At 77.9% G+C, this 12151-nt stretch carries 7 protein-coding genes; 4 read left to right on the top strand and 3 right to left on the bottom strand.

Translation table 11 applies throughout. From position 1 onward, the window contains the following. Positions 1-6 precede the first annotated feature (6 nt). Positions 7-1632 (bottom strand): hypothetical protein, encoded by a 1626-nt coding sequence (locus K7G61_RS05885; RefSeq protein WP_225845587.1) that lies wholly within the window; start codon positions 1630-1632, stop codon positions 7-9. A 248-nt stretch (positions 1633-1880) separates the two neighbouring features. Here K7G61_RS05885 and K7G61_RS05880 point away from each other — a divergent pair, with 248 nt between their 5' ends. From K7G61_RS05880 to K7G61_RS05870, 3 genes are all read left to right on the top strand, one after another. Then, complete coding sequence (locus K7G61_RS05880; protein WP_225845546.1) at positions 1881-4307, top strand: hypothetical protein; 2427 nt, start codon at positions 1881-1883, stop codon at positions 4305-4307. Between the two features lie 133 nt (positions 4308-4440). Continuing rightward, the gene (locus tag K7G61_RS05875) at positions 4441-5616 is read left to right on the top strand and encodes a type VII secretion integral membrane protein EccD (protein ID WP_225845545.1); all 1176 of its coding nucleotides are present in this window, start codon (positions 4441-4443) and stop codon (positions 5614-5616) included. 28 nt (positions 5617-5644) lie between these two features. Then, positions 5645-7669, top strand: coding sequence for a hypothetical protein (locus K7G61_RS05870; protein WP_225845544.1), 2025 nt, complete (start codon positions 5645-5647; stop codon positions 7667-7669). A gap of 22 nt (positions 7670-7691) precedes the next feature. Here K7G61_RS05870 and K7G61_RS05865 read toward each other — a convergent pair whose 3' ends face one another. Then, on the bottom strand, positions 7692-10388 hold the full coding sequence (locus K7G61_RS05865) for an SCO7613 C-terminal domain-containing membrane protein (RefSeq protein ID WP_225845543.1): 2697 nt from the start codon (positions 10386-10388) through the stop codon (positions 7692-7694). A gap of 522 nt (positions 10389-10910) precedes the next feature. On the opposite strand from K7G61_RS05865, the gene K7G61_RS05860 reads away from it, so the two are divergent. Beyond that, positions 10911-11822 carry a hypothetical protein gene (locus K7G61_RS05860; protein ID WP_225845541.1) on the top strand — a complete coding sequence of 304 codons (912 nt, stop codon included), beginning with the start codon at positions 10911-10913 and terminating at the stop codon, positions 11820-11822. Between the two features lie 52 nt (positions 11823-11874). On the opposite strand, the gene K7G61_RS05855 is transcribed toward K7G61_RS05860, so the two are convergent. Next, the gene (locus K7G61_RS05855; protein ID WP_225845540.1) at positions 11875-12117 is read right to left on the bottom strand and encodes a PIN domain-containing protein; all 243 of its coding nucleotides are present in this window, start codon (positions 12115-12117) and stop codon (positions 11875-11877) included. Between the last annotated feature and the right edge of the window lie 34 nt (positions 12118-12151).

Below are 12151 nucleotides of genomic sequence, written 5' to 3'. Positions count from 1 at the left end.
GCCGCCTCAACCGCGAGGGCGCGCCCCTGAAGAGGGGCGCGCCCTCGTGCCGCTCGCACCGTCCCGGCGGGCGGGCGGCGCGACATAGGCGCGGTAACCGGTGAGGGCCGGGGCTCCCGGCAGCGGTACGGAGGCCCAGGCGCGTACGTAGCCCGGCGGCGTCCCGCCCGGGGCGACGACGACGGCGACCGGTTCGCCGCGGGCCCGCGCCACCAGGGCGGCCGGCGTGGTGCTCGCGTCGGGGCCGCCGGTCTCGCGGGAGGCGCACCCGGCGTAGAAGGCGAGGGGTACGGCGGCCGACCCCGACAGTACGCACGGCGGCCGCACCCCGGCCCTGTGGAGGGCGGCGGCCACCGCGTCGAAGGACCGGCGCATGACGCGGTTGTTGTGGACCGCGCCCGCCAGGACCGCGTACTGGACCGCCAGATGCCCCACGAGGGCGGCGGCGACGAGCCCCACCGCCACCGGCCTCGGCCGTCCGCCCCCGCCCCCGGCTCCGCGTACGCCGCCGCGTACGCCTCCCGGCACGGCCGCTCCGGTCAGCCGCCACAGGCACTCGGCGACCGGCAGCGCCAGCAGGGCGTAGGCGGGCAGCAGGAAGCGCGGGGCGGCGTAGTCGATGGTGAACAGGTACGGGAACGCGAGGAAGGCGGCGGTCAGCGGCGGCAGGACGGCCACCGCCGGGCCGCGGGTGCGCCGCGCCGCCACAACGCCGCCCACGGCCAGGAACGGCAGGGCGAACCACCAGCCGGCCGTCGCCTTGTGCCGCCACGGCACGTCGCAAGGGCGGCACAGGGCGCGCCCGTCCAGCGCCCGGACCTGGTCGTCCACGGCGAAGTGCCGGCCGATGCCGCCCTGGATCCGCCCGGCCAGCCGCAGCCGCTCGGCGAGCCCGCCGTAGTCGGCGTACGCCTCTACCACCCACTCGGCGCATCCCAGCAGCAGCCCCGCCGCCAGGACCGCGAACAGCGCGGGCCGCCGCCACCGCCGTACCCACAGCGCGGCGCCGGCGAGCGGCACCACCAGCCAGACCGCGTCGGGCGGCCGCATCAGGCCGGTCACCGCCACCCCGGCCACGACACCGGCCAGGGCCCATCGGTCACGGTGGCCGCTGCCGCCACGGTCGCGGCTGCCGCCACGGTCCCGCGCCGCGCGCAGGAAGCAGCCGACGGCAGCCAGGGCGCCGTACGCGCTCCACAGGTTGGGCATCACCTGCGGGCCGTAGAACAAGGTGATCCACAGCGCGGCGAACAGCCCCCCGGCCGTGGCCAGGACCCGCGGCGGCACGAGAGCCCGCCACACCCACAGCGCGGCGAGCAGGCCCAGCCCGGACAGCAGCGCCATCCACACCCGTAGCGCGAGTACGGAGGTCGTCACCTGGGCGACGGGCGCGGCGAGGAAGGTGATGCCCCTGGCGCGCGGCGCACTGAAGAACGCGGCCGGGACCCGGCCGCTGACCTGGCTGGTATATACCGTCTCGTCCCAGGCCAGGCCGCTTCCCGGCACCACCAGGGCGAGTTGGACGAGGACGAAGGCCGCGCACACCCCCGCGAGCCACGGCAGCGCGCCGCCGCCCGTCCTGGAGGCCGCGGCACGGGTGCGCGCCCGCGCGGGCGGCGGGGCGACGGACATGCGGTCGGACACGGTCGGCGAACCTCCAGCCACCCGGCGCGCGGTGCGCCTGCGCGTACGCCCACGTTCTCAACGGCGGCGGCCCGCCGCCCGCCATGGCCCGCCATCCGGCGGACCCCGCCGCCGGGAACGCCGCCGGGAACGTGAAACCGAAGGTGGCCGATTCCGATTGGCGCCGCGCGCGGGCCTCCCCATAGGCTCCGCGCGGGCGGATTCACGCCCGCAAAGACTTCTGGGGGGAAGCAGCCATGACCACGAACGAGCAGGACGGCACGGACGAGGCGGACACGCCCCGCGACCCGGGAGAGCGCCGCCCCGACCAGGCCCCTGACGCTCAGGCTCCCGACGGACAGGCCCCGACCGGCCCCGAGCCGCGTGACGCGGCGCCGGACGCCGGGGAGCCGTCCGACGCCAGGCCGGGTGCCACGATGCGCTTGAAGGCGGCGGGCGCGGGGGCGTCTGACGGGGCGTCGGACGGCGTGCGGCCCTCCGGTGCCACGGCCGGCAGCCCGGCGCCGAGCGACGCCGTGCCGTCCCCGGCGGGCTCGCCCGAGGCGGCACTGTCCGAGGCCGGACCGTCCGAGCCGGCACTGTCCGAGGCCGGACCGTCCGATTCCGGCTCGTCCGAGGCCCGACTGTCCGATTCCGGCTCGTCTGCCTCCCGTCCCTCCGTTTCCGGCTCGTCCGAGGGTCGACCGTCCGCCTCCGGTTCGTCCGACGCCCGACTGTCCGATTCCGGCTCGTCTGCCTCCCGTCCCTCCGTTTCCGGCTCGTCCGAGGCCCGACCGTCCGCCTCCGGCTCGTCCGAGGGCCGACCGTCCGCCTCCGGCTCGTCCGACGCCCGACCGTCCGACCCCGGCTCGTCCGACTCCGGTCCCTCCGGTGCGGCGCGCCCCACCGCCGCCGCGGACTTCCTGCTGGCCGAGCCCGCGGAACCGCCCCAGCGGCCCGAACCGCCCGCGGGCGGTGGGGCCTTCGCGCCGCCCGCCCCCCTCGTACCGCCGCCCGCGCCGCCCGCCCGGGCCGCCGAGCCCTACGCCCCCGCGGGGACGTCCTTCCCGCCCCCGCCACCTGCCCCGCCCGCCCCGCCCGCGTCCGCCGCCGTGCCGCCCTCGCCGTACGGACCCGTCGAGTACCTCGGCTCCACGCCGCTGACGGCCGACGGGCAGCCGGTCGCCGCCGGGCCCGCGGACGCGGTGCGGGCCGTGGCCGTCGCACTGCTCAACCTCAGCGGGCTCGGGCTCGGGTACGCGCTGCTGCGCCGCTGGGCCGGGCTGGCGGTGTGCCTGGCAGCGACGGCCGCCCTGCTGGTGGCCGCGCTGCCCGCCGACCCCGACGGCGTGTCCGGCAAGGTGGTCGCCGCTTACGCCGTCCTCCTCGTGGCGGCGGCCGTCCACGGCGCCCTGAGCGGCCTGCGCCGGCCGCTGTCGTGGCCGGCGAAGTCGCCCGTCGCCGCCGTCCTCGGGCTGGTGCTGCTGGCCGTGCCCGTCGGCGGTGCCGTCCTCTACAAGGGCGCGCAGGACGAGGCGACGCAAAAGATGCTGCTCGACCGCCTCCACACCGCCGACCACCTCGTGCAGGTCTCCAGGACCCGCCCGTTCGACGCGGCCAAGCCCGACTACGCCAAGGCGCTGGCCGCCTACCGCGACCTGTACGACCACCACGCCGGTTCGCGGGCCGCCAAGCGCGTGCCCGCGAGCCTGGCCACGTACTACACGGCGGTCGGCGCGGCGTACGACCAGAAGAAGTACTGCGACGCGGTCGAGCCGCTGCAGTACCTGCGCACCGTACCCGCGCACTTCGACAAGAAGGCCCTGGGGCAGCTGACCGGATGGCCCGACGACCGGCTGGCGACCTCGCTGTACGAGTGCGGCGCGCAGTCCCTCGACGAGAGCCCGTCCTCACCCACCGCGGAGACGGACTTCACCCAGCTCCTGACCACGTTCCCCACCTCCCCGCAGGCCGCGAAGGTCGAACCCGCCTACCGGGCGGCGATCGACCAGGCCGCCCAGGCGCTGAACGGCAGCGACCCCTGCACGGCCACCGACACCATCCGCGAGCTGGACGGGAGCCTGACGGGCCTGCCCGGCCGCCAGGCGGGTATGGCGGACGCCTTCGCCAAGGACATCAAGCGCGCCGGCGGTTACATGGAGTCGGGGACGTACGCCTGCGCGGTGCACCAGTACAAGGGCGGCCACTTCGGCGACGCGCAGACCACCATCAACGCGTTCGTCACCAGGTACCCGCACGACAGCCACGTGGCGCTCGCCAAGAAGATCGCGATCGCCGCGCAGATCGCCCTGCACGACCCGGCCGCCGGCAAGCACCTGCCCACGCTCGACTCGGGCGGCAGCATCCCGGTGACGTTCACCAACGACAGCCCGGACGCGGTGCAGGTCCTCTTCACCGGCCCGGTGACCGGCAGCATCACCATCAGGGGCTGCTCCGACTGCAAGGTCTACGACTCCGAGGCGGACGCGGGGCCGCACGCCTGCAAGAGCAGCGGCAAGGACTACGGCAAGAAGACCCTCCACCTTCCGGCCGGCACCACGTACTTCCTCAACAAGCCGGTGGGCATCTCCTCCACCACCCCCGCCAGCCACACCTCCACTCTGCAGTACGACTACGAGTACACGGAGTGCGCGTACACGGTGAAGCGGGACTACGGCCTCTGACGGTCCGCCGGTCCGCCGGTCCGCCCGCCTGCCCGGTCCGCCCGGCCCGCGCCCGGCGGTCCGGGTAGGCAGGCGTGGCTGTCAGGTCCACGATGATAGGTTCGGCCGAGTGGTGAGCGTCGGGTGGCGGGGGATGAACCGGGTGACCCTGGCGGGTGAACAGCGGCGTACGGGCGCGGAATCGGACCCCGGCACGGGTACGAATCCGGGCACGACCACGGGTACGGCCAAAGGGCCCGCCCCGGCCGATCCGGTCGCCCGGGGCGTGCGGGCCTGGCGGTGGTCGGACACCGCCCGCCGGTGGACGGCGGGCGCGGCGACGTTCGGCCTGGCCGTCACCGCCGGGCTGCTGACGGCGCATGACCTGACGCACACCCAGGCGGCCGGCTCCCTGCTCGCGGCCGCGCTCGTCCTGGCCGCGCTCGGCGCGCTCGCCTCCCGTACGGACCACCGCCCGCTCGCCATCCCCCTGTCCGCGACCGGCGGGGCCCTCGCCGTCCTCGCCGCGTGGGCCGGCGCCGACGCCTGGAACTGGACGGGTACGGAGCGGCTGGCCGCGGTGGCCGGCGCGGTCGCGCTCACGCTGCTCCCGCTCGGGCCGGCGGTTCCCGGTGCCGGGCGGGACGGGGTGATCGGCGCCGCGGCCGTGGTGGCCCTGGGCGCGGTCTGGGAGGCGGTGCTCGCGCTGGAGGGCGGCGGCCACACGGACGCGCAGCGGGCCAAGGCCGGCGCCGTGGCCGCGGTCGTCTCCGTCCTCGCGCTCGGCCTCCTGCCGCGCCTCGCGCTCGCCGCCGCCGGGCTCACCGGCCTCGACGACCAGCGGGCCGCGGGCGCGCGGGTCGGCCGCCACCAGGTCCGTACCGCGCTCGCCGCCACCCACCACGGCCTCGTCCTCGCCACCGTCGTCGCCGCCGCGTCGGCCACCGGCGGGGGACTGCTCGCCGCCGCGCACCCCTCGTTGTCCGGCGCCCTGCTCACCGTCGTCCTCGCCGCGGTCCTCCTCTCCCGCGCCCGCGCCTACCCGCTGGTGACCGAGGTCGTGGCCCTCTGCGCCGCCGCGGCCGTCCTCCTGGTCCGCCTCGTCCTGACCTGGGCCCACGCGATCGACGGCCGGCCGTACGCGCCCCTGGCCGTCCTCGCCGTCGCGGCCCTGCTCCCGGTCGCCGCCCTCGCCGTACGCCCTCCCGCCCACCTCCGGGCCCGCCTTCGCCGGTCCGTGGACCTACTGGAGGCCGTCGGTGTCCTGGCACTCTTTCCCTTGGCCGTAGGGGTCTTCGGGCTCTGGTCCCGACTTGCCCACGCCCTCTAGACCCATCCAGCGGAAAGGTGAGACGACGATGGAGCACAGCGGTGCGCAGGGCGACGTGTTCCGTCAAGTGATCACCTCGGCCCACGACGAGGCCCCACTCGCGGACGCCGACGCGGCCGCCGAAGCGCCCGCGAGCCAGGAGCCGGCCGACGAGGTGCCGGTCGCCCTTGCGGACGCGGACGCGGCTGCGGACGAGCCCGCGGATGCGGATGCGGATCCGGCTGGGCCTGCGGACGAGGGCTCGGCCGAGGGCGCGGGCCGGTCCGCGGCGGCTGTCCCGACGGTGGAGGTCGGCGCCGAGGAGGCGTCAGGTCCGGGCGCGGCCGGGGACGCGGAACCGGCTGACGCGGTGCCTGTCGTGCCCGCGGAACCGGCCGACGCGGTGCCGGGTGACGGTCCGGCGGAGGAGGGGCCGTCCGAGGCCGTCGGCGAAGGTACGGAGGCGGGAACGCCGTTCGAGGCCGTCGGCGAGGGTACGGACGCGGGCGTGCCTGCGAGGGACGCGGCCACCGGAGCGGATGCCGTGGAGGAGCCGGCCGGTTCTGATGGCGGTGCGGGTTCCGCCGGTGGGCCGGACGGCGGGGTCGAGGGGGCCGCCGGTGGGGAAGGGGACACGCTCGTGCTGCCCGACGCCATCGCGGGGGCGTTCGGCGGCGCGCCCGCCGACGCGTCCGACGGTACGGGGACGACCACCGGGCCCACGGACTCCGGCACACCGGCCGTGGCCCCTCCCGAACCGCCTCCCGCCCCTCCCGTCCGGCCGGGCGCGCCCTCCGAGCCGCCGCGGCCCGTACCCGTATCCGTACCCGTATCCGCGCCGCAAGGGCGTCCGCGGGTCCGTTCCGTTCCGCAGCCACCGCTCCAACGGCCCCTTCCGCCTGCGGCGCCCCCGTACACCCCGCCTCAGCCCGGACCGCCCCAGCCGGGTCCGCCCTGGCCCGCGCAGTCCCGGCCCGCCCACCCCCCGGCCGTCCAGCCCCCGGCCGCGCAGCCCCTTCCCGGTCACGCGCGGCCCCCCGCGGGGGCCGCCGCGTCCCGGCCCACCGTGACGCCCCCCGTGGTGACGCCCCCCGTCGCACCGCCGCCCGCGAAGGCGCAGCACGGCCCGCGGCGGCCGCTGCCCGCGCCGCCGAGTTCCGTGCCGGCCGTGGACTCGGCCGTCGCGGCGATCGGGCGCGGGTCGCGGCGCGGGGACTCGGTGGCGCGGCGGGCGGGTCAGGCCGTGCGGCGGCTGGTGGTGTCCTCGGCGGCCCGCGAGGTGGCGGAGCTGACCGGGGTCGCGGAAGCGATCCAGCAGCCCGTTGCCACGGGCCGGCAGATCGCCGTGACCAGCATCCGGGGCGGCGCGGGAAAGACGTCCGTGGCCGCGCTGCTGGGGCTGACGTACACGCACTACCGGCCGGACCCCGTGCTGTCGGTGGAGGCCGACGCGGCGCTGGGCACGCTGCCGGTACGGCTCGGGGCCGACACCGTGCGGTGGACCTGCGCGGACCTGGCGCACGTGGTGAACCCGGCGATGCAGTTCATCGACATCACCGGCTACCTGCTGCAGACGAAGGCGGGCGGCTGGCTGCTGCCGGGCAGTCAGGGGCAGGTGGGCGCGCGGCTGGACATCCCGGCGTACCGGAAGGTGACCGGGGCGCTGCGGCGCCACTTCAACGTCACCGTGGTGGACTGCGAGACCCTGCCGGGCGAACTCGCCCGCACCGCGCTGGACACCGCCCAGGCGCGGGTGCTGGTGACGCCCGCGACCGTGGAGGGCGTGGCCGGCACCCGTACCGTGCTGGACTGGATGGCCGGCGTCCCGCACATGCTGCCGGGCACGGTCGTGGTGCTCAACTGCGCCGCCCCGTACGCCGCGATCGACACGGCGGGCGCCGCCCGCTACCTCGCGCAGACCGGGGTGACCGTGCTGCCCGTGCCCTACGACCGGCACCTGGCCGCCGGCGGCGTGATCCGCATGCCGCTGCTCGCCCGCGACACCCGCCTGGCCGCCGGCCGCCTGGCGGCGGCCTTGCTGGACCGGGCGACCGGCCGGACACGGCACGGCTGACGCGGCGGGGTCGTCGGAGCCCTCAGTCCATCCGGCGCAGCGCCTCCCGCAGCCGCCGGCCGTCCGCGAGGCGCCGTTCGTAGGTGGCGCCCACGACGACCAGGAGCAGGCCGGCGGCTGCCGGCAGCACCCAGCGGGGGAGCAGGGCGAGCGTCCGGGTGAGGGCGGGGGCGAGTTCGTGGAGGGCGTCCCCGAGGAGGACGGCGCCGCCGAGCAGGAGCGGGGCCCGCAGGCGGCGGCGGGCACCCACCAAGGTGACCGCGAGGGCGGCGAGCCCGAGCAGCAGGGGCCGCGGCCATCCCGTGTCGGCCCAGGCCGCGGCGAGCGCGGGCAGCAGGCTCAGCGCGAGCCCGGGGCCGTACGCCGTCCAGGAACCGGCCGCCGGGTCGCGGCGGCGGCGCAGCAGCCCGAGGACCAGGGCGACGGCCCCGATCGGGACCGTGTACGGTTCGGGCGCCTCGACACCGGCCAGCGCCAGCCGTATCCAGGACGCGGCGGCCAGCAGCGCCGTAGCGGTGGGGAGCGCGGCACGGCGGCGGTCCGCGCGCAGTGACGCGCCGAGCGCGGCGGCGCCCGCGACGGCCATGGCGGTGCTCAGCGCGCGGGCGTCACCGGCGGCCATCAGCAAGGCGACCGCGCCGACCGCGTATCCGGCGGTCTCGACGGCCAGGCCGCGCGCGGTGGCGGCGCCCTCGGCGGACGTCCCCTTGAGCAGGGCGGCGGCCGGCACGCTCGCGACGGCCACGCCGAGAACCGCGAACGCCGCCTGGTGGAGCGGCAGTCCGGCCGCCACGGCGGCCCGCCCTGCCTCCACTGCCAGCGCGGCCACCGCGAAGGCGGCGGCGAGCGGCGCGGTCCCGGCCAGCGCGGCCGCGACCACCGCGGCGCCCGCCCACACGGTCAGCGCGGCCGCGTCCTCGGGCAGCGACCAGGTGAGGGCGACGGCAGCGGCGGCGAGCAGCACCGACCACTGCGCGGCCCGTACGGCGTCCCGCGCCGGGCGCCGAAGGGCCGCGGCCGCCGCGAGCCCGGGTAGCGAGGCGACCGCGAGGACGGCGGAGTACGGCGCCCCGGCGGCGAGCGGCGCGAGCGCCACCCCGGCGACGGCAACCACCGCGGCGCCGCATGCGGCGGCCGTCAGGCGCAGGCGTACGGCGGCGAAGGCCGCGACGGCGGCGGCGAGCAGCAGCACGCACGGCACGACCCCCGTGACCTGCCGGCCGCCGGGAAAACCGGCATGCTCGGCGCCCGGCAGCGACCTCAGGAACGGCTCGCCCAGCGCCCGCGCCGCCGCCGGGACGACGGCCAGGAACGCCCCCGCGACGACCAGGGCGCCGGAGGCGGCCAGGCCGGTGCGCAGCGGATCCGCCCCGCCGGGGGAGGCGTCGGAGCGGCGGGAGGCGGCGGCCGGGGTGAGGGCGGTGAGCAGGGCGGCGGGTACGGCCAGGGCGAGCGGCGTCCAGGCGGCGGGCAGGGCCGGGTGCGGGGCGGCGGCCGCCGTGGCGGTCAGCGCGAGCCCGGCGGCGACGGCGGCGGTGAGGCGGGCGGGCGCGGGGAAGGCACGGCCGCGGGAGGCGGTGGCCGCGCCCAGGAGGGCGAGCGCGGCGAGGGGGACGCAGGCGCGCAGGGCGGGCGCGCAGCCGTCGGCGGTGAAGGCGAGGCGGCACGCCAGGGCGCCGCCCGTCCAGGACCAGAGCGCGGCGAGCGACAGGGCGGTGAAGCCGAGCGCGGGGCCGCGTCCGGCGCGGCGGGCGAAGGGGGCGGCGGCCAGGGCGGCGGCGACGTCGAGTGCGGCCAGGGCGATCGCGGCCGAGGCGCGTCCGGCGGGAGCCGCGCCGAGGGCCGCCGTCGTCAGCGGCACGGTGAACTGAAGGAGCGCCAGCGAGCCGAACGCGAGAGCCGCGGACCGCGTCCGCCAGGCGTAGGCCCCGGCCGCCAGGCCGGTGAGCGCGGTGGCCGCGGCCCAGTACGCCGCCGCGTCGGCCCGCTGCAGCCCCGCCAGGCCCGCGGCCCGGGCCGCGTACGAGTCGAGCAGCACCAGGGCGAAGCCGACGGCGGCGGCCGTCTCCGCGGTCGCCGTCAGCCCGCGGCGGCGCAGCGGCACGGGGACGGCCAGCGCGAGAGCGGTGAGGACGGCCAGGACGGCGGCGCGGCCACCGATGCCGAGACGGCCCCAGTTGACCAGGGTGAAGACCAGACCGGCGACGGTGATGAGGAGGCCGCCGAGGACGAGGAGGACGGTCTGGACGGAGGGGGCGGAGGCGTCGGGGCGGGGAACGAACGGCCGGGCGCCGGGCGCCGCGCCGCCGGGCCGGGGTCCCGCGGCGCCCCACGTCGCGGGCCGGCCGGCGGGCGCCCCGTACCCGTGCGGGGAGCCGCCGGAAGCGGGGGCCGCGGCGGAGGCGGAGGACCGGCGCGACCGCAGCGCGTACAGCAGGGTGGTCCGGCGGTCGATCAGGACACCTCGGCGGGCGTCGAGTTCGGCCAGTTCGGCCACGAGGGCCAGGAACTCGGCGGCGTCCGGACCCGTGAGCGGCAGCCGGCAGCGCGGGCACTCGGAGGGCGCGGACCCGGGCCGCGCGGACCCGGGCCGCGCGGACCCGGGCCGCGCGGACCCGGGCGGGGCGGACCCGGCCGGTCCCCGGGCCTCGCCGGGCGTGCCCGGTGGGGCCACGAGGGGTGCGCCGCAGTCGGGGCAGTACGGCAGTCGGACGTCCATGGGGCCGAGTGTCGGCCCGCCGCCGGGCCGCCCACATGAGTACGGGTACTCAACACCCGCTGGGGACAGGGGCCCGCGTGCGCAACGGGCGGCGGGGCGACGGGCGGGACGGGCCGCACCCCCGAGGCGTCCCGCCGGGGCCCCGTTTCCCCCCGGCTCGCCGCCCGGTACGGCATGTCCTCCGACCCGCGGCTGTCTGCCGGGCGGTGGAGCGGTTCCGGCCGGCCCCGGGTCGTGGCGGACCCTGCCCGGGCCGCAGCGTGGCCCGGGGGCGGTGCTGCCCGGCAGGAGTGGTACGGGGCCGATGGCCGGCCAGGTCCGCCGGGCGGCGGCGGCGCTGAGCCGGCCTCGCGCCGCCGCGAGGACAGACGGCCCCCGGCGCGGAGGCTGAGGATATGGCGCTGACCCCGGCCGCGCTTTCCCGTTCTGCAAGGGGCGTCGGACTTCGCACGGGCCCGGGGCCGTGGGCATCTCCCCGCCGCCGACCTAGAGTTGTGAGGCAGGGGAGTCGAGGGGGCGCGGGTGATCAGTGAGCCGGAGGCGCCGGGCGAGGAACCGGCGCCCGAGCAGGGACAGCCGGAACAGCCGGAACAGCCTGAACAGGTCGTCAGGATCGGCCCGGTCGGGCTGACAGGCGCGGGGGACGGCCTCGGGCCGGGCGCGGCCGACGTCATCGGCGGCCACGACCCGGGCCCGGGCCGGTGGCGTACCCGGTGGGGGCGGGCCGGCCGGGAAGCGGCCGACTGGCGGCGGCTCGGCGCCGGAGTGGCGGCGGGCGCGGTCCTGGCCTCGGCCGCCTGGGTGCTGGCGCTGCGCGGCACGAACTACGGCCGTGCCGCCGCCCCCGACCTGCACGGCTACCACCTGGGCGACACCCCGTGCGCGAGCGCGAACTTCGAGCCGCTCACCGAGCACCTGCCCAACTCGTTCCTCGGCGGCGTCCCCGAGATCCGCAAGGGCCCGGCCCTCGACCACGTCACGTGCGACATGGTCTCGCCCTCCCTCACGGACGACGGCTGGATCACCGACTACGACGTGACCTTGACCATCGACCTGCACAAGAAGACCGATCCGCGGGCCGAGTTCGCGGACACGTACGGCCGCCCGGCCGCGCATCCCGGCTTCGTGAACGTCGACCCCGGCACGGGCGGCCTGGCGGTCACCTCGTCGGACAGCGCGGTGGTCACGCCGTACCCCGGCATCGGGGACCTCGCCTACCTGTCCGCCGACCGGACCCGGCAGAGCCTGAGCGTCCTGCACGGCGGAGCGGTCCTCACCCTCACCGTGAACGTCACCAACTCCTGGGGGAACGACGGCACTCCCCCCGCCGACAGCCACGGCGTACCCACCCGCCCGCCGACGGTCACCACCTCCGCCCTGCGCCCGTACCTGGCTCAGACGCTCACCCACCTGATGCGCACCCTGTCCCGCTGACGTGCGGGCCGCGTCCCGTCCGGGCCGCGGCGGGCCGCATCCGACAAGGACCTCAGACGAGTACCTCGACGGCGCATCGGATCCCGGACGCCCGTGCCAGGCGCCCGTCGGTGGTCAGCAGCGGGCAGTCGTACGTCTCCGCCGCCGCGACGTACGCGGCGTCGTAGGCCGTGAGGTTGCCGCGCAGTTGCCACATACGGGGCAGGAGGATGCGGGTGAGGGGCACCGTGGGGTCGAGTTCTACCGGTCGGCGTGCAGGCAGGCCGAGGGGTTCGACGGGTTTCGACGCGTACATCGCCGGCACAATCGCGATGGTGCGCGAGTTCCGC

The sequence above is a fragment of the Streptomyces sp. HPF1205 genome, assembly GCF_020400825.1.
Taxonomy (GTDB): Bacteria; Actinomycetota; Actinomycetes; order Streptomycetales; family Streptomycetaceae; genus Actinacidiphila.
This window is presented reverse-complemented; position numbering and strand designations above follow the sequence as displayed.

Bases quoted from the DNA above. Each gene is read 5' to 3' on its own strand.
- K7G61_RS05885 (WP_225845587.1), bottom strand. From the start codon at position 1,632: ATGTCCGTCGCCCCGCCGCCCGCGCGGGCGCGCACCCGTGCCGCGGCC.
- K7G61_RS05880 (WP_225845546.1), top strand. From the start codon at position 1,881: ATGACCACGAACGAGCAGGACGGCACGGACGAGGCGGACACGCCCCGC.
- K7G61_RS05875 (WP_225845545.1), top strand. From the start codon at position 4,441: ATGAACCGGGTGACCCTGGCGGGTGAACAGCGGCGTACGGGCGCGGAA.
- K7G61_RS05870 (WP_225845544.1), top strand. From the start codon at position 5,645: ATGGAGCACAGCGGTGCGCAGGGCGACGTGTTCCGTCAAGTGATCACC.
- K7G61_RS05865 (WP_225845543.1), bottom strand. From the start codon at position 10,388: ATGGACGTCCGACTGCCGTACTGCCCCGACTGCGGCGCACCCCTCGTG.
- K7G61_RS05855 (WP_225845540.1), bottom strand. From the start codon at position 12,117: ATGTACGCGTCGAAACCCGTCGAACCCCTCGGCCTGCCTGCACGCCGA.